Source organism: Caballeronia sp. KNU42, from assembly GCF_053760385.1.
The window spans coordinates 344,066-364,792 of the sequence record NZ_CM132390.1; the positions used below are offsets into that span (position 1 = coordinate 344,066).

Below are 20,727 nucleotides of genomic sequence, written 5' to 3' on the forward strand. Positions count from 1 at the left end.
GCCGACCGGAGCCAACGAGGTAGTCGTATAACTACCGCGGCGCCTCAAGTTGATCAGCGTGTAGGCGAGCATCCTCACCGCGTAGTGCAGTTGACTGATCTGGTCGAAGCGAAGCAGTAGGCGGCGAAACTTGTCCGCGTAGGTCCATCACGATGGCGCCCGCCATCTCACTGAGTCTGGGCAGGGCATCGTGCATGCATGGGTGATTTCGTTGACCGCGAGAGGACATCGATGGCTGGCTTCGACGAACGAATTCTGAATGGCATGGGTGTGTTGTCAGCCATCGTGAATACCGGCAGCTTCGCGCGAGCCGGCGATATGCTCGACATGTCGCAATCTGGCGTCAGCCGTTGCATAGCGCGACTCGAAACGCGCCTGGGTGTTCGCCTTTTGGACCGAACAACGCGCTCAGTCACACTGACGGATGAGGGTCACCGTCTTCACGATCAGGTCATGCCGCTACTCGCGGCATTGGAAGAGGCGGTGACGTCTGCTACACAAGGTGCGACAGCCGTTCGCGGCCGGCTAAGAGTAAACGTTGATCCTTTCTTTTCCCGGCTTCTGCTTGCTCCAAGACTGGACGCGTTTATCGATCAATATCCGGAGCTTCTGCTCGAACTGATCACCAGGGACCAGCTCGGCGATATGATCGCCGACGGGTTCGATCTGGCTGTCAGATTTGGTGAACCGCGGGCTTCCAGTCTTGTGGCGCGAAAACTTCTCGATACACGAATTCTGACAGTCGCCGCGCCAGCCTATCTTAAGCGTAAGGGAAGACCTGAGGAGCCCTCTGAACTTGAGGACGATATCCACCAGTGCATCAGGTTCAAAGATCCCGAAACAGGACGCCCTTTCGAATGGGTGTTTAACCGTGGCCGCAAAAAGCTCATTGTCGAAGTAGCCGGGCGACTCATCGTCAATGATGTCGGCACCATGCACAGCGTCTGCCTGGCCGGTCATGCCATTGCTCAGGTGATGGAGCTTGGTGTGGATCAGTTACTCACCAATGGCAGGCTGGTCGAATTGTTTCCGGACTGGTCCGACGCCCGCTTCCCACTTTACGCCCTCCACCCTTCCAGACACTTCGTCCCGGCCAAGGTCCGCGCATTTCTCGATTTTATAGTGTCACTCAGTGCAGTCCCCGAACAGACGCGGCGCAATAGCGGTATGGAACAAGGAGCAAACGAAATCGACGCGACGAACGCTGACGTCTAGACGCCAGCGTTGAGGAAGCGGCAGGTCGCCCCTATGTGGAGACGCGGGGATGGAGTCCTGACGTGAGTACTACCCGCTTGCAGCGGTTGGTTAGATAGGTGGCGGCAGCAAATCGACATATTGATTTTCAGTCAGTAATGTTGATAATCAACATTGTTCCCGCTCTCTTCTTCCATCATGTCAAGTTATCTTACCACCGCCGAAACCGCGGCTCGGCTCGGCATTTCGCGTCAGACGCTGTACGCCTATGTGAGCCGTGGCGTGCTGCAATCGTTGCCAGGCGACACTTCGCGCGAAAGCCGTTATCTGGAAAGCGAGGTCGAACGTCTCGCGGTCAATCGCCGCCGCGGCAGAAAGTCAAAAGATATCGCCAAGGCCACCCTCGACTGGGGCCTCCCGGTGCTCGAGTCATCGATCACGCTGATCCGCGATCAACGCCTGTATTACCGCGGGCTCGACGCCACCGTGCTCGCGGAGACGATGTCCCTCGAGGACGTCGCTGCACATCTCTGGCAGATGCCGAAGGAAGTCGCGTTTGGCGATGTTCAGCCGCTCGATCCTGCCCGTCAGGCAGCGCTCGCCACACTGCCGGCCGAGCGCTGCGAACAAAGCATGCTGCGCGACTTCACGGTAGCGAGCGACGATACCGGCACTGCCGCGTGGCAACGTTCTCCGGAACGCATCGCCGAGGGCTGCGGCACACTCGTCCGGTTGCTGGCCGCTTGCATGCTTGATTCAAAGCCGGGCAAGGAGCCAATTCACAAACAGTGCGCGAAGAAATGGAAGCTCGATGCCGACGGTGCGGAGTTAATTCGGATGGCACTGGTACTTTGCGCAGATCATGAATTGAACACATCGTGTTTCACCGCACGCTGCGTCGCATCCACCGGCGCGAGTCTGCGCGCGGCCGTGATCGCCGGCCTGGCGGCGTTGACGGGCAGTCGCCACGGCGCCACCACCGCACGAGGCGAAGCCCTCTGGGAGGAACTCGGCGAGACCCAGCCGGCTGCGAAACTGCACGAGCGCCTCGCTCGCGGCGAAGATCTCCCGGGCTTTGGGCACCATATTTACCCGACCGGTGACCCGCGCGCGGCCGCGCTGCTCGCGCGTGTACTGCCGCACCACCTGCCGTGGCAGGCATTTGTCGACGAAGGCGCTGAATTGGTCGGCGCTCGTCCATCGGTCGATTTCGCGCTGGTCGCTCTGCGGCGGCATCTGAAGTTGCCAATTGGTGCCGCTTTCGGTCTGTTCGCGCTGGGCCGCTCGGTTGGCTGGATCGCCCACGCGCTGGAGCAGCGCACGATGAGCGATCTGATCCGGCCACGCGCAGCGTATGTCGGCACAGCGCCTGCGCCGTCATCGGCACAGGGCCATTCGTCCAAACGAAGCCGGTCAACGTGAACAAGCGGGCACCGGCTTTGCATAAATACTCGCGTTGCCGCCCATCGACCAGCGTCATTAGCTGCCGCGATTATCGCCGACGCGAACTGCCATAAGCGCTCTCATTGCTGGCGCCGAGTGGAGTACGCTTGATGAGAAGGCGAGTTACCGTGCGGATGCGAGACATCGGGCTGGGAACCAGTTGCGCAACGAGACAGTCAAGAAATGGAGCTAGCCTCGTTACACAGCGTGAAGTGCCCAACGACGCTGAGCAGCGGCAACTGTCTGGTTGCGGGAAATGTCAGGGGCGATGGGTCTGGGCGATAAACCGGGCGATCGCGTGCGGAGCCGCGTCGATGAAGGCGTCAATCGTCACATCGAGAACCGTTTGGCTTAGCTCATGATCCGTTGATGTGCCGAAGGCGCAACGCCTGATCCCGTGATAGAAAATCCCGCCATGAAAGGACCATACATAGTCAAGTTCGTCTTCCGAAATGGGGATCTCGACTGCAGACGCCATCCTGTACTCGGCGCGTAATTCCTCGCACAGAGGCATCAGAATGCGCTGCTCAAGGATACGGAAATACCGCCGATTGATTTCCACACCCGAAAGCCCCGCGAAGACATAAAGTCTCATCCAATCGCGATTGAAGACCACCTTCAGGTAGGAGTTATAAAACCGGACAAGCCGTTCCCGAAGCGGAAGTGACCGGTCACGGATCAGTTTGGGCCACTGACTGTCCCAACGCTGGGTGAACACGGCGTTGAACACTGCGTCAATCAGATCATCTTTCGATTCGAAGTAACGAAACATGAGCGGCTGGGTGACGCCAATCTGTTTCGCCAGGTCATGGGTCGAACCAGCAAAGCCATGTTCGGAAAAGAAATTGATGCTCTCCCGGATTATCTGCGCCCGCCTCTCGTCTGGCGATTGCCGGCGCCGCTTTTCTGGCACCGCAGAGACAACAGCGCTGGCGCGGGTCGATTTCGCTCTGCCGTTCACGTTACCTTGCGTCCTCTCGAAAGTCGTTGCCATGTTTCGCACCGTCCCGTGACTCGGGTCTTGGGCTATGGCCACCTGCTACGTTGCCGACGAAGTAACAGGCTGCCGACGTCTTAGGGCAGGCGCGAGTGCGTTTTCAAAACTATTGGCCGTAGCCCAGATTACGCTGCCAGTTCATGGCGGCCAAGCCACTGCATTGAAACCTTTGTAGCTCACATGTGCTGCGCCGTCGATACCGGGCCCTTATGTATTATATCGACAATGTGCATAGCAGGCCCGGTTTGGACGACCCCTTGTCATACGCAGCCGTCGTCGCGGCGCAGCGGGACGGCTACTCCCGCCCTCCGCTACGCAGTATCCAGACAGACACCGATTACCAACCCGCAAGCCGCCAGGAATAAAAACGTCGGAAGGATCCCTGCGACGCTAGCCTGATTCGACAGGACCTTACTGAAACCCACCACCAAAGCAAGGCAACAGAGGCCCAATATTTTCCCGATCCCGTTGGCAGCATTAACAAGTCCATAGGCCCTACGGGTCAGCACAGTACCAACTCTGTGCCCAATCAAAACGGCCTACGTTCATCGGCCGCAGATTACCGTTTCCCGTCTCCGTCATCGATAAAATAGACCGTCTCCGCCTGGCCTCGCAGGCGGATCGACTCGTCAATCCAGCGGCGCGATCCTGCAGAAATCCGTCCCCATAGACCACGCACTACGGCCCACTTAAAGATCACCGCCGCCTCCTGCCCTTTTTGCTTGTTCAAGCGTGCCATTTCCCCTACACCCGCGATGCCCTGGAGAACGGTCACGTTTCAACGCGTATCAGGAGGCCCGTGCTCGAAGATCCGCCTGCTTTGCCGCCAGCACGTAGATGTCGCTTGCCGCCGCTGGTCGACGGCACCTCGCAGCCCATTGCCTCAAGAAAGGAAGCCGCCACCCGAGGCGCTGTTTCGACGAACGCATCGACCAGGACACGCAGCAGATCCTTTCCCAATACGGTGGCCCCCGGTCTCTCGCTCCCGAACGCATATTGTCGGATACCGTGATAGAAGATGCCGCCGTGGAATGCCCAGATGTAGTCAAGTTCGTCGTCGGTAATCGGAAATGAGTCAGGCTCGATCATGCCGAATTCCGCCCGCACTTCGACACAAAGCGGTCGCAAGAACCGTTGTTCTATGATCCGGAAGTAACGCGTGTTGATACGAATATCCGAAAGACCCGCAAATACGTACAGGCGCATCCATTGCCTGTTGAAAACCACTGGCAGATAAACATCGTAAAAGGCCAACAGGCGCTCGCGCAACGAACGGGAACGGTCGTAGATCAGGTTCGACCATTCATCGCGCCACTGACCTGAAAAGACACTGTCGACGACCGCGTCAAACAGATCTTCCTTGGACTCGAAATACCGGAACAGCAACGGCTGAGACACGCCGACCTGCCTTGCCAACTCCCGTGTCGAACCAGCGAATCCATGCTCGGAAAAAACTGCGCAGCTTCAACCAGTATTTGGGCGCGCCGCTGCTCGGCAAATCGACGAGGAACAGCTACGCGCGCCAAACGAGAGGTGTGTGCAAGCATGGATGTCCCCATTGGCAATCATCGCGCCATCCGCAGTAGTGCTCATGGAACGTCGCGGGATCATCGGTCAAAAACATTGGCGCCTCTTTGTTTATTATTTGATAATTTATAATTCCGAAAGCATGAAGTCAAGCTTCCCCGGTTAGGGCTTTCCCCATCAGGATATGATTTGGGTTTACTGCATCCCGAGCCGCTGCACGCCGGCGATGCACAGCAACGATTCAATGGAAAGCACTGATGAATCCCGGACCGGCCAAGATGGAAGTGGAACCCGAACGGCGCCCCGCTACAGCCTATGAGGTCGCTGAACTCGCGGGCGTATCCCAGTCCGCGGTATCTCGCGTCTTCACTCCTGGCGCCAGCGTGTCGGCGGCCATGCGCGCGAAAGTCCTGGAAGCGGCAGAGCAACTTGGCTATCGTCCCAACCTGGTTGCCCGCTCGCTAATTACCAGGCGCTCGAGTCTCATTGGCGTCGCGGCACCTCGTACCGCCAACCCTTTCTACCACGCAGCCCTTGACGCGCTTTCAGCCTCCTTTGCCAGGATCGGCTACCGTGTATTGCTATTCACCTCCGATCCGCTGGCGGGCTCAGACCCGATCCTTGAAGAGGTACTGCGGTACAGGGTGGAGGCGCTGGTTCTCATATCGACAAGTCTTTCATCCCATTTCGCGGACGAGTGCCAGCAAATGGGACTTCCGGTGGTCATGCTAAACCGTAAGACCGACAGCGATTCTGTTTCCAGTGTCACTGGCGACAACCGACGGGGGGCAAAGGAACTTGCCGCCTTCCTGCTCGCCGGCAAACATCGGCGTTTCGCGTACGTCGCCGGACTTGAGCATTCATCAACCAGCCGGGACCGGGAGGCCGGATTTCTAGAAGGTCTGGCCCAACACAAGGTCAGTCACGTTGAACGCGTAGTCGGAAACTATTCCGCTCCTGACACAGAGTCGGCGATACGCACGCTGCTGTCGTCCGCGACACCGCCCGACGCCATTTTCTGCGCCAACGATTACATGGCACTTGTGGCTATCAATCTTGCCCGGGCGGAATTCGGACTCCGGGTTGGTACCGACCTTTCCATCGTGGGGTTTGACGACATTGAGATGGCGCGATGGCCCATCTTCGGGCTGACCACCTACTCGCAGCCCGTTGAGCAGATGGTCCGGCGAGTCGTCGAGGTTGTGGAACGTCAGCTTTCCACAGTGGAAGAGCCCGTTGTGCAGCACATCATCGACGGAGAATTGATCGTGCGTGGTTCCGCACGCACCCCGCAGACCGGCGTTGTGCGGCGCGCAGACCACTGGATCTGGCGCTCGCGCAAGCGCCCGGACACATCGCGATGAGCAGCGCCCGGGTTCATGTCAGATCAATAATTATCGATTGATAACTTGAAATTCTTCTGAGAAGGATCTATTGTTGGAGCAATGTTTGCATTCGCATGCAAACATTCTTGCATACGAATGCAAACGCTAACTTAAACATGAAGGAGAACTCCAAATGGCGAAATGGCTCAAGCACGGCGCAGAAGCCGAAGTGATCAAGTCTGCGGCGAAAGAAGTACGTGATACCGTGGAAGCAACACTCGCGGACATCGAGACGCGTGGGGATGAGGCAGTGCGCAAGTTGTCGATCCGGTTCGACAAGCTGGATCGCGAGGATTACCGGCTGTCGCAACGTGAAATCGACGATTGCCTTTCCGAGTTGACCAAGCGCGACATCGCGGACATCGAATTCGCGCAGAAGCAGGTGGAAAACTTCGCACGACACCAACGGGAATCAATCCGCGATATCGAAGTGGAAACGCTTCCTGGCGTAATCCTCGGACACAAGAACATTCCAATCAACGCCGCAGGTTGTTATGTGCCGGGCGGCAAATACCCGCTACTGGCTTCCGCGCACATGTCGGTAATCACCGCTCGTGTTGCCGGTGTGCCACGCATCATTACCTGCGCGCCGCCCTTCCACGGCAAGCCAGCGCCCGCCATCGTCGCTGCACAACATATGGCCGGTGCGAACGAGATCTATTGCCTCGGAGGCATCCAGGCGATCGGCGCCATGGCAATCGGCACGGAGAAGATTGCACCGGTAGACATTCTGGTCGGCCCGGGTAACGCGTTCGTCGCAGAAGCCAAGCGGCAGCTTTTCGGTCGCGTCGGAATTGACCTCTTCGCGGGGCCGACAGAGACGCTCGTGATCGCGGACGAATCGGTCGACGGTGAGTTGTGCGCGACTGATCTGCTCGGACAGGCAGAACACGGTCCGGACTCACCCGCCGTATTGCTGACAACCTCCGAAAAGCTCGCGCGTGAGACGCTGACGGAGATCGAGCGGCTGCTTAAGATCCTCCCGACCGCCGACATTGCCCGCAAGTCGTGGGATAAATACGGCGAAGTCATTGTTGCGGACAGCGACGAGGAGATGGTCAGGATTGCAAACGACATCGCCTCCGAACATGTCCAGGTATTGACCCGCGACGTAGACTATTTCCTGAAAAACATGACCAACTACGGTGCGCTCTTTCTCGGGCCGCGCACAAACGTTGCGTTCGGCGACAAGGCGATCGGCACGAACCATACGTTACCCACGAAGAAGGCGGCGCGCTATACCGGTGGGCTTTGGGTGGGCAAATTCCTGAAGACCTGCACGTATCAGACAGTTGTCACCGACGAAGCATCCGCGCTGATCGGTGAATACTGTTCCCGCCTGTGCGCGCTGGAAGGCTTCGCCGGGCACGGCGAACAGGCAAATCTGCGGGTGCGTCGCTACGGACACAAGGAGGTGCCATACGGCGGAGCTGCGGTCTGAAAATCAGACCGCCCCAAAGTTGTCGCTACACGTACGGAGCCACTTGCGGGTCGCTTCGTACACGAAATAATCTGAAACATCCTCTGGTGTACCGGCCCGGCTTGATTGATTGGGCGAGGCTGGGCACAGCGATGAGCAAAAGCTTTGTATGCCGTGCTGTGGTAGGTCTCGAACCTCCGATGAAAACCGATCGGCAGGCGGGCGTTCTAGAATTCATTCACAGCAGCACTCGCCGAAGCCAGAGGAGTTTCGCGATACTGAATATCAGATTAAATACGCTGAACCCGGGAAAAATATGCGGACTCGGCGGCTAACAAGAAATTGAACATAGCCGCCTGCGCACGGGATGAATCTCCACTCGTCAGCGCGCCTGCTAATTTCTCTAGCTCTGATATTGTGGTCTCGTAGTTCTCAATATCTTGAGTGTTCGAAAACCGAACCTGGTTAGCGTGGTCGGCAGACATTGCGATCATTTGTAGAAGGCGTTCGTTGCGAACGCACTGTAACCACGCGCGACGAAAAGCCGTGTTTGCGCTGACCATGATTGCGGTATCGTGATGAGTAAGCGCAACTTTCGCGATATCAACAGCCTTGGTAAGTGACGCTCTAAGCTGATCTGGATCAGCGACCGCAACGACCATCGCTGCAGCAGCTGGTTCCAGGACCCGGCGTACTTCGAAAATCTCGCGAATCTCAGCGTCAGAGAGCACCGGGACCTGAAACCCCCGGGTTGTCGTATTGAGCAGGCCGTCGTTGACAAGGCGGAGCAGCGCTTGGCGAACGGGCATCCGTGTACAGTCGAAATCCTCTGCGATTTCGTAGTCTAGCAATCGGTCACCGGGACGCCATTCGCCAAGGTTAAGGCGCCTTCGAATGTCACCGTAGATCGTGTCGAGGAGCGACTCCGTTTTAAGCCTAGATGTCGGACGCCGCTGTTGGTCAGTCTTCTTGGAGAGCATGCGAGATTCATAGGATTTGATCGAGCAAATTCTATAGCAAGCAGTCACCCCGCGCCCTTAGGAGCCTCAAAACTTTTGATGCATGCCGATCCGTAACAGCGTCCGGTGGCCATTTGAGGAGCCGGCCATACCTATAACGTCAGCGCGTTACCCTTCGCCAGTAGCAAGTTGGATGATCGCTTGGGCGTAGACGTCGGTTCGCACAGAGAAAAATAGTCGGCTGTCAGGTCCAACTGATGAAATTTTTGCGCAGCGGGCTTTGTTAGTCCGTCTGGACGGAGTAGCGCGATAGGAAAAACTTGTTTGATAGTTTATATAATTTAGTTTCATCTGCTGCCCTTCCATCCCCACATATAACACCTGCGAGAACACCCGATAAAATACGAACTTCAATAGGGCATAGCTCGCTCCAGCACCCCAATCTCGAAGATAGCGCACCGCGATCACATCGACTTTGCTTGTTCCCTCTAGTGCTGAGATGTCAAGCGCGGTTTTACTCACCTCCGTATATGCCGCGTCTGCACTAAAATTACCCAGCTGATACGTCGTAGTAGAACTATAAGTCCTTCCTGCATCGTTTATATCACCTGCGAGGGTTGAGAATCCATCTTTTGCGCCAAACACAAACCCAAAATAGTTCGGCGACATATATTTAATTAAATTATTTACTCGCTGCCCGCTCATCCGATCGTTGTCGAGTGGATTGTTTGCATATTCGCCAGCAGACCACGTAGGCGTGTAGTAGTTTTCAAGTGTGTCAACGGAAAAGTCATATTGGCGAGTGAGCTTACGCCATCGAATTCGCCGTGGGATAAACCAACCCGAACCTGCCGACCAATTATTGATTCTCCCTGCTCGAACTTCCTGGTTGCTACTGAAAAACCATTCTCAATATCAAAAATCGCCATGAATCACGACCCTATATCTTCAGTCCCCTTAAACCTGAGGTGGCTACCTTTCATCACCGGTATCTAATAAAAAATTGCGAGATCGATCCGAGTTACTTACTCACGTAACATCAGCATCCGTAAATGCCGTAAATTAAACCACCGCTTTGCGCGTGTGCGATTGCTGCCATGAATGGCACAATAAAACACCCGCGACAAATAATGCGCTGCAGCCAGAAATGTGATTGGATAAATCGTTAGTTCTCGTGGCGCAAGATCTCATGGGACATGTTGTCAAAGGGGAAAAGCTTTGTTCGGAAGGGGTGTTATAGGTGCGTTGCGGCTGCGATATAAGCAACGCTTCAGAGAGGCATTGGATCCAAGCGGATGCCGTACAAAGCCAGACTCCAAGAAGGCGCGGAGCGCAAGCGCGAGAAACCGACGTATGGGGTAACGAACTGGCATGAATACAATCAGAGCCTGAAAAGCGCGGCAAGATAAGCCTCTATTTTCCCGATGGTGATCTGAAGAGTCAGTTCATCAACGCGTCGCCCTATACCCGCGGCGTTTTCGGGCGCACATCACCCTGTTATCGCCAACATCAGCAACCTGTGGAATTTGTTTGGCAGACTCGTTTCCATTAAAAATGTATAGCTGCGCCCGCTTCTCGGAGAGCCTTACCGTTCCGAACAAGGCCGCCCGTATGCGGCTGCGCACAGAACGCATGCGGATCGACCGCCTCTCGTACATGAAAAACTGGGGCGACCTGTCAGGTGACCTTGAACTGGTCGATCGTCGAAGCAAGTGCGTCCGCCTGCGACTGCAACGCGATCGCGGCTGCAGTCGACTGTTCAACGAGCGCGGCGTTCTGCTGCACCATCTCGTCGAGTTGCGTGACCGCACGATTGACTTCCTGGATGCCGCGTGTCTGTTCGTTTGCCGCGAATGTGATTTCGGAGATAATTGTCGTCACGTTCGCGACGTTCGCGACGATCTCGCGCATCGTCTCACCGGCCTGACGTACCTGTCCCGACCCGGCCTCGACGCTTGCGACCGTCGATTCGATTAGTGCCTTCACTTCGCGCGCGGCCTGCGCGCTGCGCTGTGCGAGGCTGCGCACCTCCTGAGCGACGACCGCGAAGCCGCGGCCCTGCTCCCCCGCGCGCGCGGCTTCGACAGCCGCATTCAGCGCCAGGATGTTGGTCTGGAACGCGATGCCATCGATGACGCCGATGATGTCGCCGATCCGGCCCGACGCTTCCTCGATCTTCTCCATCGTCGCGACCACGTCTAACACAACTGCGCCGCCATGCGATGCAACCTTCGACGCGGCAGCCGCGCGTTCGCTGGCTTGGCCGGCCGCGGCCGCCGACTGCGCGACGGTCGCTGTGATTTCTTCCATGGACGCGGCCGTTTCCTCGAGACTCGCGGCTGCTGACTCGGTGCGTGACGACAGGTCCCGATTGCCGGCGGCGATCTCGGTCGCCGCCGAGCGCACCGAGTCGCTCGCGCCGCGGATCTGTCGCATCACATCGTGGAGCTTATCAACGAAGCTGTTGAACGAGCGTGCGATGTCGGCGACCTCGTCTCGGCCGTCGACCGGCAGGCGTTGCGTCAGGTCGCCTGTGCCCGAGCCGATCGCGGCCATCGACTCACGCACCAGCGATAGCCGACGGAACGCCGTAGCGGTGATCGCGCCTACAATCAGCGACGACACGCCGGCGAGCACAAGGAGGGTCGCGAGCGATGCGCTCAATAACGAGCGCGTCCCGATCGTGGCCTCGGTTTTGTCGAGTGCAACGAGCACGTACCAGTCGGTGCCCGGCACCGGTTGCGCGCGCACCAGCTTTGCGTCACCTCTGACGTGAACCTCAATTGGCGCTTTTGTTGCCGCAATCCACCCGGGCTTCGTCCCGCCGATTTCGGCCGCGACATTGGTGACCGGTTTGAGCGTCAGTTCCGGGTTCGGGTGCGCGACGATACGACCGCGGCTGTCGACCAACATTCCAAAACTCAGCGGGGTCGGATGAATCGACTTCACGTTTTCGATCACACTGTCCGGCGTAACATTACCTACCACGACAGCCGCTACCTCGCCGTCGCGCACGATTGGCACCGCGAACGCGACGAGCAGCCTGCCGTCGGGGACGCTTAGGTAAGGCGGTGTGACTACTGGAGTACCGGCTTGCGCGGCAAGTCTGTACCAGGGCCGGCTGGTCGAATCGTAGCCGGGTGGTATAGCGGTAACACTAGCGCACCTCATGGTCTTGTCCGCGTAGCCGACGCAGACGTCGTTAAAGCCGCCTGCCGCGGCGACCAACCTGAGTGCTGGTACCGGATCTCGTGACATCACCGCGTCCTGCAGCGATGCGATCATCCGGTTCTTCGATGCGACCCAGTCGCCAATCGCGACGGCATGACTGCTTGCAATTGAGCTCAGGCTGCGGTCGATTGCGTCATCGTTGTACGACTTCGCTATGAAGTAATTGATCAGGGTATTTGCGAAAAGCGCGAAGACGACAAGAGCGAGACATGCAGCGAGGATACGCGCGCGAATGGAGGAGAACATGGCTACGCCTGTGTAAAGGAAAACGAATGACCGCAAAGCCGGATTCCCAGCGCAAACGGTAAGGGTAGCGCTGACTTGAACATGATGAGCGTGAGCGCGGGCATGCACCGCTCTGAACGATCCACACAGCACCGGTTGACATCTCATTCACCCAATACGCATCCACACACCGCAAAACTCGTGATTACGTGATTCGCTCGCAATCGTCGGGATGCTTCTGCGACGCCGCGTGCGGCGCGATTCCGGTTCGTTCAGGTATTGCGGCGCGAATAACGTTCGCATGACACACCCAAGCTTGTAGGACTTCTAAGCTAAACCAGGTTCTGTTCACATTTTCACGCGCGCCAAGTAGCATCGCACAATCATCAAGCGCGTGTTGCCGCGCTCGCAGACAGTATCCCCACCGGACCCGGTGTAGCCGGTACAACTCGGGACACGAAGGTATCAAGCACGGCATGCACCGCGTTCTGCCGGCCTGGAAACGTGCCGACCGAGTGACATCAACCAGCCGTGGTAGCTAAAGCGTTTTCGTTTTTCATAAAAAGTAGTCCTTATCTAAATTGAGAAATATTTAAAAGCGGTGACGCATGCCGATCCGCAGCAGCAACTGATTGCGCTCAGATGAGCCGGCCATGCTGATGATATCGGCATGTGCTGTATCGCCCACGGCGTGCTGAAAAATGGATTCCACGTACACGTCGGTGCGTTTTGACAGAAAATAATCGGCGGTGAGGTTGCCCTGGTGATACTTATTGCCATTCAACGTCGTCAATGTGTAACCGAATCCGAAATTCCATGCGGCGTTGTAGAGCCAGGCGATACCGCCCTCGTAGTTGCGGAACGTGCCGTCTGCCGTCGCAGCGGCCCCGCGGAAAATCGACTGCGTATAAAGTGCATACGTGGTCAAGCTTGACAGAATCTTGTATGTACCACCCGCGCCAAAGGTGCGGGCGAAATTGCCACCAAGCAGCACAGGCGTCGACGAGCCGACAAGAGGAGAAATGTCGAGAGTCTGGCCGCAGATGTCCGTGTAAGCCGTACCGATACTCAACGGCCCGTTAACATAATTTGCGCTGAAGCTGTAAGTTCGCCCCGTACCGTTGAACTGACCGGCAAGGTCGGAGAATCCGACCATTGCACCCAAAGTGAAGCCGTCATAGCTGGATGTCACATACTTGACGGCGTTGTTCACGCGCTGGCCGCTTAGTCGATCGTTATCGAGCGGGTTGTTACTGTACCCGCCCGCCGACCAAGTCGGCGTGTTGTAGCCGCCGAGCGAGTCGTACATAAAGTCGTACTGACGGCCAAGCGTTATCGTGCCCAACCGGTTATCGGAAAGCCCTACCCAGGTCATGCGGCCAAAGCCCAATCCGCCCTGACCGAGTGCACCAGTGCCCAGATTAAAGCCGCTCTCGATCGCGAAAATCGCTTTCGTTCCGCCGCCGAGATCCTCTGATCCTCGAAAACCTAGACGATTGCCCTGCATCACACCGGTGTCAAGTAAGGTAACAGTCTTGCCGCCTGCATTACTGTTCCATGTCACGCCGGCATCGACGATGCCATACAGCGTGACACTGCTTTGTCCGTAGGCTGCGCTAGTCAGTCCTGCAAGCGCGGACAGGCCGATCGCCATCCGCGACGTGATCTGCTTGTATTTCATTTCGCTGCTTCCAGTTCGTCTCATGGTTTCCCCTTTTGGATTTTCAGTGCGTATCGTGAAGTTGTTGCGTAAATTCCCGCTGAGCGGTTGAGCAGATTTTTAAGTGTGTTTTGCGGTCGCGGGGAGTTTCAAGACACAAAAGCTCCCCATCATGGCGATGGCAGCAATGGCAAGTACGGCGGAGGTTGTGCTACCCGTAAGATCTTTGGCAATACCCATTACGTAAGGCCCTACAAGGCCACCTAATGCAGCAACCGCGTTGATTAACGCAAGGCCTGTCGCGGCGGCTCTACCGCTCATGAAGTTTCCACTCATCGCCCAAACCAAAGGTGTACTTCCAATGAATGCAGATGTGGCTACGATGACACCCGCTATTCGGATCTCCGGGCCATTTGCCACTGTCGTCAGGACAAGGCCTAACGCGCCAACTACGCAGGTGACAGCGATATGCCAGCGTCGCTCTTCAAAATGGTCAGAACTTCTTCCAAGCAGCAGCATCGCTAAAGCTGAACCGATGTATGGCAATGCTGAGATATAACCGATATTGCTCAAACTACTAACACCCGTATCTCTGATAATTGTCGGAGTCCAGAAAATCACTGCGTAGATGCCGAGATTCACGGCTAGAAGCGTCAGTGCCAGAAGCCAGACATTGGGTTCGCGCAACACCTCACGGATTTTATCTTTCCGTGGCAGATGCCGTTGCGCATCTCCCACTAGCGACACTAAGCGTTTTTTCTCTTCCGAAGACAACCAACGGACTTTGGCTGGATTGTCAGGAAGCGTTACCCAAAGCACCAACGCCACCATCAACGCCGGAATGCCTTGCAGCAGAAACAGCCATTGCCAATTGTGCAGCCTTTCAGAATCAGAGAAATAACTCATGATCCAACCCGACAAGGGGCCAACAAGCACGCCACCGAGAGCTGCTGCCGTGACAAGCATTGAAATGACACGACCTTGCCTATCTTGCGGAAACCATTGGGAGAGGTAATAGACAACTCCAGGCAGGAAACCCGCCTCCGCGACGCCAAGAAGAAATCGCGCAATATAAAACTGATTCGGTGTTCGAACGAACATGGTCAACACGGAGATAATTCCCCAAGTCAACATGATTCTGGTAAGCCACGTCCGAGCGCCGACACGATACAGTATTAGATTGCTTGGTATTTCGAACAAGAGGAACCCGAGGAAGAATATTCCCGATCCCAGTCCATAAACAGACGCTGAAAAATGCAGGTCATCAAGCATCTGCAACTTGGCAAAACCAACGTTCACGCGATCAATGTATGCAACAACGTAGCTAACGAAAAGAACTGGCAGCAAATGCCACGTAAGCCTCTGAAACAGGGCGTCGTCTGCGTGTTTCTCGACGGGCTCGGACAGCGATTGTGTTTTCATTTCCTTGACAATCCTTAGTTTGCGTTACGTGCTGCGGCGAGTCTCCCATTGCTTGGCACCCCGTCGGAGTCCGCTCGAAAAAAATAGCGGCGACTCGCAGGGCCCAGGGAGCCATCAAGCAGTTTCAATTGACTGAATCGGGTACACCCTTCCTGGATGCAACCGCCGAATGCAGCCCAAGCCTGCTGGCCCCGCGACTTACCTCGCGCTGGCCGACATTGTTTTTCTACAAACTGAAACCAATTGAATTCAAATGTACGTAGCCAAATTTGTTGACGTCAAGCACTAAACGAAAAAATTTAGGACGTAAGCGTTAAATAGGTGTTTAGTCCGCGCTTTTCGGGCATCTGGCTCGTGGTAGATGGGCTGAGCATGGTCCCGCAAGTACGTCTTGACATGAGTCACTGGCGCCATCTAAACTGGTTTCAATTGTATTCAGATGTTTGTTTCACTTTTTTGCGAGCTTTCGAGGGGACAGTCTGCGCCGCAACCGAATCTCACTGCCTTGGCTACATGGGCGCGATTGATTCTGTGCCGACCCGATCCTCGCGCGAAGCGACGCTACCGGTATCTGACAGCAACTCACGTGGGGCGTGGATAGCTCCAAGCGCGCTTGCTTAAAAACTGCATGCTCACCAAGCATTGGCTTGTTCATGAACCAGCGGGACCACACTTGGAAGATTTCATGTCGGATATGGCTAACGCGCCATCTAAAGAAACCGTCGAATGCGTTTCGACACTCATAGGGTTCGACACGGTCAGCCGCAACTCTAATTTGCTGCTCATCGAGTGGGCCGCCGAAAAACTTCGCGCAGCCGGCGCATCGTTAAGATTCGACTACAACACCGATCGCTCCAAAGCGAATCTCTTCGCCACCTTCGGCGAAGGCCCTGGAGGAATCGTTTTTTCCGGACACACTGACGTTGTACCAGTCGACGGGCAACACTGGAGCAGCGATCCCTTCAAAGCCGAGCTAAGAGAAGGTCAACTTTTCGGCCGCGGCGCATGCGACATGAAAGGGTTTATAGGCGCTACGCTCGCACAAGCGTCGCTCTTCGGCCGTTCAAATCTGCGCGAACCGGTACATCTAGCATTGAGCTACGACGAAGAGGCCGGCTGCTTAGGTATTCCTGGGCTGCTCGCTGACATGCGTGACGCGGGCATCAAACCCAATGGCTGCATCGTCGGAGAACCCACGGAGATGCGCGTTGTTGCCGCCCATAAAGGTGGCCGTATATATAGATGCAAGTTGACCGGATGCGCAGCGCACTCGTCGTTGACTCCTAAAGGGGTAAACGCAATCGAGTACGCCTCAAGACTTATCGCGCGCATTCAGGACTTGGCTGACGAGGAAATGGAAAGCGGTCATCGTATCGAAGATTTCGATGTGCCATTCTCGACAATATCGACAAATACCATTGCTGGTGGTAACGGTCAAAACATCGTTCCGGCCGAATGCGAATTTTCGTTCGAGTACCGTTTCCTGCCGGGTGTTGATCCCGATCGTTTCATTTCGGCGATTAAGTCATACGCGATGGAACGTGTCCTGCCGCGAATGAAGGCACAGAGCAATGCTGCGGCGATAGAGTTTGAGTGCATCGGAAATATTCCAGCACTCGACGCAGATGAAAACAGGGAACTGCAGCGCTTGGCGGGTGCTTTGTTAGGAAACTCGAGTCCGAAGAAGGTCGCTTACGGCACTGAGGCGTCTTTTTTTCAGACCGCCGGAGTTCCGAGCATCGTATGCGGTCCTGGGTCTATCAACAATGCTCATAAGGCAAACGAATTCGTAAGCCTTGAACAACTCGCTTTATGCGAACGATTCATTAAACAGGTCGTCGCTACGTTGACGACCTAGGGTCGATGAGGCATTCACAGCCCCGCGCAAGGCATCATCAGGGCGTGCCGCGTCGACAGCGAAGCGCTTAAGTGTCATCACACTAGTCAACCTATCCAACACTATGCCTACAGCAACCGAATCAGATAAAACTTCACACGTCTTATCGCAAGAGCGTAGCGATTTTTCCGGCTGGCTCATGTATCACTCGGTAGGTGTGTTTCCTGGACAAAAGGAAGCGATCTCAGAGGTGCTCTTACGTTTCGCGTCCGACTGGTGCGCGCCAAACGATCGCCGATGGGATACGTCGCTTGGTGCTCGATCCGCGCTGCTTGCTCGATGGGCGAATCTGATCGGCGCCGATTCAGCACACGTTTTTGCTGCGCCTGGCGTGACGGATGCGTTCGCGCGCTTCGTGGACGGGCTCGGCGAACGTGCGCTGGACGGACGAAAGGTTCTGATCGCAGCCGATTGTTTCCCTAGCTTGCATTTCCTTTTGAGCGGGCTTGCCGATCGGTATGGCTTCACCCTTGTCACTGTGCCGTTGAGAGAGGGAGAAGCGTATGTGCGCGACGACGATTTCATTGCGTGGTGGGGAGTGGATGTAGCGTTAGCCGTTATCACCTGGGTATCGTCATTGACATCTAAACGGGCCGATCTGAATGCACTGTCCGCTCACGCTCGTAGCGTCGGGAGCTTGGTCGCTGTCGACATCACGCAAGGCGCGGGGATTATTCCATTTGACGTGCACGCATCGAACTGCGACTTTGCATGTTCAACGAGCTTGAAATGGCTGTGTGGGGTTCCAGGTGCCGGACTGGGCTACGTGGCGCCCGCCCTCCTGAACAGTGGCATGACTCCCGCCGTGCGCGGATGGTTTAGCCAGGACGACCCCTTCAACTGGGATATTGAACAATTTTCGTATGCGCCCGACGCGCGTCGTTTCGATACTGGAACGCCATCTGTCCTGCCATTTATCGCCTCGGCTCCGGGCTTCGATTGGGTGATGGGGCAGCCTCCCGGAGCGCTACGAAATCAGAATCTCGAACTCTGTCACCGCATCATCGAAATCGTCGACGAGAAGGGTTATCGGCTTGTGTCCCCACGCGACGACACGCAACGAGGCGGAAGCATTATGGCGGATGTGCCTTCGCATCTCGACGTGCAACATGTCGTAAGAACGCTGGCAGCGCACCAGATCGTCGTCGACTCGCGCGGGCGAAGCCTGCGGCTCTCCCCTGGCTTCAGCACCTCGGATGGTGGAATTGAACGTCTGGCCCGCGCGCTTCCGAAGTAAAAATCAGATGCGAATAGTGTTTTGATTGAGGTGCGAGTGAAGCGGGACTATCGCAGCGACGCTAGATCAAAAGACGGCACCTGGAAACATCGAAACGTCCGGCTCGACCTAAAATGGGAAAACTCAATGCAGATTGAAAATTCGATCGCCTTCGTATCGGGCGCCAATCGCGGCGTAGGCGCGCGCTTTGTCACAAGCCTGCTCGAGCGCGGCGCGCGCAAGGTGTATGCCGCCGCGCGCGATTGCTCAGCACTGGCGCCAGGCGACTCGCGGATCGTCCCGATCTCGCTTGACATTACGGATGCCGAACAGGTCGCACAAGCCGCGGCCCAGGCAGCCGATGTCACGCTGCTGATCAATAACGCCGGCATCAACCATGTCGAGCGTGTCATCCACCCGCGCGAGACAAGCGCGGCGCGCGCCGAGATGGAAGTGAACTATTTCGGCACGCTGAGCATGTGCCGTGCATTCACGCCGGTGTTGATCAGAAACCGCGGCGCGGTTGTCAACATGCTGTCGATTCTCGCGCGCGTGGCATTGCCGGCCATGGGCTCGCTGTGCGCGTCGAAAGCGGCTGCGCTGCGGATGACTGAATGTCTGCGCGCGGAACTCGCGGCGCATGATGTACGCGTGCTGGCCATCTTGCCCGGCGCTATCGATACCGATATGAGCCGCGGCTTTCCGCCGCCCAAGCTGTCGGTGGACGAAGTCGTCGATGCCGTGTATGCAGCACTCGCGGGTGGTCCGGACGAAGTGCTCGTCGGCGCGATGGCACAGGATATTGCTGCCGGCCTGGCTACGGACCGGCTGGCGGTTCAGACGCGCTTTGCCGGTTTTCTTTGAATGTTGGATTCAATTGGAGCAGAGACATCATGAGCGGTCAGTACATTGAAGTCCCCGCGCAGGACGGTGGCGCATTCGCGGCTTATCTCGCGAAACCGGCGCAGGGGTCGGGACCCGGCCTCGTGTTGCTGCAAGAGATTTTCGGCATCAACCCCTACATGAAATCGATGGCCGACCGCTATGCGGAGGAAGGTTATGTCGTCCTGGTTCCGGACTTGTTCTGGCGCATGAAGCCGGGCGTGGTGCTTGGTTATGGCGAGGCGGATTTCGAGGAAGCGCTCGGTTACAACGAGAAACTCGACGAGGACAAAGCACTCGGCGATATCACCGCGACGCTTGCTGCAATCCGCGCATTGCCGGAGCAGGCGGGCAAGGTCGGCACGATCGGCTACTGCCTTGGCGGACGTCTCGCAATGCTGGCAGCGGCCCGCACGGACGTGGATTGCGCGGTGAGTTACTACGGGGTGGGCCTGGATAAGTACGTCGATGAAATACCCGCTATCACGTGCCCGATGGTGTTTCATTTCGCCGCGAACGATGCGTTTAGCCCGCCCGAAACACGTGAGAAAATTCAAGTCGCTCTTGCGGCAAACCCGCTAATCGAACATTACGTGTATCCGGATTGCGTGCACGCATTCGCGACGCCCGGGCGCGAACACTTCAACAAACCCGCAGCCATGATGGCCTACTCGAGGACCATGGCGATGCTGCGCAAGGTGCTCGGGCCTGTGTACGACCTCAATCAGTTGTGGGAGATGCACTGCTACTACGAGTTTGGTACGCGCGATGTTAACGCCGTCATGCCGACCATGGTGGCTCAGCCTTACGTAAACCATGTCCCGACTATGACCGGCGGCGTAGGCCATGACCAGCTCAAGCGTTTCTACAAATACCATTTCGTTGATTCAAATCCCACCGATACCCGATTGATCCCGGTGTCGCGGACGATCGGCGCGGATCGCGTAGTTGACGAATTCGTATTCTGCGCCACGCACGATCGAGAGATCGACTGGTTATTACCGGGGTTGCAACCGACCGGAAAATACTTCGAAGTGCCGATGCTCGCCGTGATCTGCTTTCGCGGCGACAAGCTCTACAACGAGCATATCTACTGGGACCAGGCCTCGGTACTGGTGCAGATCGGCGTCCTCGATCCAACGGGCTTGCCCGTCGCGGGCATTCAGACAGCGAAGAAAATGGTTGATGAAACCTTGCCGACAAATGCGTTGATGCCGAATTGGGCATCGAGCGAGGGAAAGCCGGTCTGATCTCAACGCCGCCGACGCC

Annotated in this window: 16 protein-coding genes; 8 read left to right on the top strand and 8 right to left on the bottom strand. The window is 56.6% G+C overall.

Features of this window, described 5'->3' with window-relative positions; all coding sequences use genetic code 11:
* The first annotated feature begins 231 nt into the window (after positions 1 to 231).
* On the top strand, positions 232 to 1,215 hold the full coding sequence (locus tag ACSOSP_RS32955; RefSeq protein WP_455314854.1) for a LysR family transcriptional regulator: 984 nt from the start codon (positions 232 to 234) through the stop codon (positions 1,213 to 1,215).
* A gap of 177 nt (positions 1,216 to 1,392) precedes the next feature.
* Positions 1,393 to 2,616 carry a citrate/2-methylcitrate synthase gene (locus tag ACSOSP_RS32960; RefSeq protein ID WP_455314855.1) on the top strand — a complete coding sequence of 408 codons (1,224 nt, stop codon included), beginning with the start codon at positions 1,393 to 1,395 and terminating at the stop codon, positions 2,614 to 2,616.
* A 280-nt stretch (positions 2,617 to 2,896) separates the two neighbouring features.
* Here the strand turns inward: ACSOSP_RS32960 and ACSOSP_RS32965 are convergent, their stop codons facing one another.
* The 3 genes from ACSOSP_RS32965 to ACSOSP_RS32975 form a co-directional block, all read right to left on the bottom strand.
* Positions 2,897 to 3,631: a TetR/AcrR family transcriptional regulator gene (locus ACSOSP_RS32965; RefSeq protein WP_455314856.1), complete on the bottom strand. Its 735-nt coding sequence runs from the start codon at positions 3,629 to 3,631 to the stop codon at positions 2,897 to 2,899.
* A 562-nt stretch (positions 3,632 to 4,193) separates the two neighbouring features.
* Positions 4,194 to 4,364 carry a hypothetical protein gene (locus tag ACSOSP_RS32970; protein ID WP_455314857.1) on the bottom strand — a complete coding sequence of 57 codons (171 nt, stop codon included), beginning with the start codon at positions 4,362 to 4,364 and terminating at the stop codon, positions 4,194 to 4,196.
* Positions 4,365 to 4,405: 41 nt separating this feature from the next.
* Positions 4,406 to 5,050, bottom strand: a complete 645-nt coding sequence (locus tag ACSOSP_RS32975; protein WP_455314858.1) for a TetR/AcrR family transcriptional regulator — start codon at positions 5,048 to 5,050, stop codon at positions 4,406 to 4,408.
* 368 nt (positions 5,051 to 5,418) lie between these two features.
* On the opposite strand from ACSOSP_RS32975, the gene ACSOSP_RS32980 reads away from it, so the two are divergent.
* On the top strand, positions 5,419 to 6,525 hold the full coding sequence (locus tag ACSOSP_RS32980) for a LacI family DNA-binding transcriptional regulator (RefSeq protein WP_455314859.1): 1,107 nt from the start codon (positions 5,419 to 5,421) through the stop codon (positions 6,523 to 6,525).
* 154 nt (positions 6,526 to 6,679) lie between these two features.
* Positions 6,680 to 7,987: a histidinol dehydrogenase gene (gene hisD, locus ACSOSP_RS32985; protein ID WP_455314860.1), complete on the top strand. Its 1,308-nt coding sequence runs from the start codon at positions 6,680 to 6,682 to the stop codon at positions 7,985 to 7,987.
* A gap of 269 nt (positions 7,988 to 8,256) precedes the next feature.
* Here the strand turns inward: hisD and ACSOSP_RS32990 are convergent, their stop codons facing one another.
* The 5 genes from ACSOSP_RS32990 to ACSOSP_RS33010 form a co-directional block, all read right to left on the bottom strand.
* On the bottom strand, positions 8,257 to 8,946 hold the full coding sequence (locus ACSOSP_RS32990; RefSeq protein WP_455314861.1) for a GntR family transcriptional regulator: 690 nt from the start codon (positions 8,944 to 8,946) through the stop codon (positions 8,257 to 8,259).
* 147 nt (positions 8,947 to 9,093) lie between these two features.
* Positions 9,094 to 9,630 carry a hypothetical protein gene (locus ACSOSP_RS32995; protein WP_455314862.1) on the bottom strand — a complete coding sequence of 179 codons (537 nt, stop codon included), beginning with the start codon at positions 9,628 to 9,630 and terminating at the stop codon, positions 9,094 to 9,096.
* 972 nt (positions 9,631 to 10,602) lie between these two features.
* Positions 10,603 to 12,402: a methyl-accepting chemotaxis protein gene (locus ACSOSP_RS33000; protein ID WP_455314863.1), complete on the bottom strand. Its 1,800-nt coding sequence runs from the start codon at positions 12,400 to 12,402 to the stop codon at positions 10,603 to 10,605.
* 571 nt (positions 12,403 to 12,973) lie between these two features.
* On the bottom strand, positions 12,974 to 14,062 hold the full coding sequence (locus ACSOSP_RS33005) for a porin (protein ID WP_455314864.1): 1,089 nt from the start codon (positions 14,060 to 14,062) through the stop codon (positions 12,974 to 12,976).
* Between the two features lie 99 nt (positions 14,063 to 14,161).
* Positions 14,162 to 15,463: an MFS transporter gene (locus ACSOSP_RS33010; protein WP_455314865.1), complete on the bottom strand. Its 1,302-nt coding sequence runs from the start codon at positions 15,461 to 15,463 to the stop codon at positions 14,162 to 14,164.
* 685 nt (positions 15,464 to 16,148) lie between these two features.
* Here ACSOSP_RS33010 and argE point away from each other — a divergent pair.
* The 4 genes from argE (at position 16,149) to ACSOSP_RS33030 (ending at position 20,708) form a co-directional block, all read left to right on the top strand.
* Complete coding sequence (gene argE / locus ACSOSP_RS33015) at positions 16,149 to 17,321, top strand: acetylornithine deacetylase (RefSeq protein WP_455314866.1); 1,173 nt, start codon at positions 16,149 to 16,151, stop codon at positions 17,319 to 17,321.
* A 178-nt stretch (positions 17,322 to 17,499) separates the two neighbouring features.
* Positions 17,500 to 18,597: an aminotransferase class V-fold PLP-dependent enzyme gene (locus tag ACSOSP_RS33020; protein ID WP_455314867.1), complete on the top strand. Its 1,098-nt coding sequence runs from the start codon at positions 17,500 to 17,502 to the stop codon at positions 18,595 to 18,597.
* A gap of 126 nt (positions 18,598 to 18,723) precedes the next feature.
* Positions 18,724 to 19,440, top strand: a complete 717-nt coding sequence (locus ACSOSP_RS33025; RefSeq protein WP_455314868.1) for an SDR family oxidoreductase — start codon at positions 18,724 to 18,726, stop codon at positions 19,438 to 19,440.
* 29 nt (positions 19,441 to 19,469) lie between these two features.
* Positions 19,470 to 20,708 carry a dienelactone hydrolase family protein gene (locus ACSOSP_RS33030; RefSeq protein ID WP_455314869.1) on the top strand — a complete coding sequence of 413 codons (1,239 nt, stop codon included), beginning with the start codon at positions 19,470 to 19,472 and terminating at the stop codon, positions 20,706 to 20,708.
* Positions 20,709 to 20,727 lie beyond the last annotated feature (19 nt).

Excerpts from the sequence above, each read along its gene's own strand:
- ACSOSP_RS32995 (WP_455314862.1), bottom strand. The coding sequence starts at position 9,630 with ATGAGCGGGCAGCGAGTAAATAATTTAATTAAATATATGTCGCCGAAC.
- ACSOSP_RS32965 (WP_455314856.1), bottom strand. The coding sequence starts at position 3,631 with ATGGCAACGACTTTCGAGAGGACGCAAGGTAACGTGAACGGCAGAGCG.
- ACSOSP_RS33030 (WP_455314869.1), top strand. The coding sequence starts at position 19,470 with ATGAGCGGTCAGTACATTGAAGTCCCCGCGCAGGACGGTGGCGCATTC.
- ACSOSP_RS33010 (WP_455314865.1), bottom strand. The coding sequence starts at position 15,463 with ATGAAAACACAATCGCTGTCCGAGCCCGTCGAGAAACACGCAGACGAC.
- ACSOSP_RS32980 (WP_455314859.1), top strand. The coding sequence starts at position 5,419 with ATGAATCCCGGACCGGCCAAGATGGAAGTGGAACCCGAACGGCGCCCC.
- ACSOSP_RS32955 (WP_455314854.1), top strand. The coding sequence starts at position 232 with ATGGCTGGCTTCGACGAACGAATTCTGAATGGCATGGGTGTGTTGTCA.
- ACSOSP_RS32990 (WP_455314861.1), bottom strand. The coding sequence starts at position 8,946 with ATGCTCTCCAAGAAGACTGACCAACAGCGGCGTCCGACATCTAGGCTT.
- ACSOSP_RS33020 (WP_455314867.1), top strand. The coding sequence starts at position 17,500 with ATGTATCACTCGGTAGGTGTGTTTCCTGGACAAAAGGAAGCGATCTCA.
- hisD (WP_455314860.1), top strand. The coding sequence starts at position 6,680 with ATGGCGAAATGGCTCAAGCACGGCGCAGAAGCCGAAGTGATCAAGTCT.
- ACSOSP_RS32960 (WP_455314855.1), top strand. The coding sequence starts at position 1,393 with ATGTCAAGTTATCTTACCACCGCCGAAACCGCGGCTCGGCTCGGCATT.
- argE (WP_455314866.1), top strand. The coding sequence starts at position 16,149 with ATGTCGGATATGGCTAACGCGCCATCTAAAGAAACCGTCGAATGCGTT.
- ACSOSP_RS33025 (WP_455314868.1), top strand. The coding sequence starts at position 18,724 with ATGCAGATTGAAAATTCGATCGCCTTCGTATCGGGCGCCAATCGCGGC.
- ACSOSP_RS33005 (WP_455314864.1), bottom strand. The coding sequence starts at position 14,062 with ATGAAATACAAGCAGATCACGTCGCGGATGGCGATCGGCCTGTCCGCG.
- ACSOSP_RS33000 (WP_455314863.1), bottom strand. The coding sequence starts at position 12,402 with ATGTTCTCCTCCATTCGCGCGCGTATCCTCGCTGCATGTCTCGCTCTT.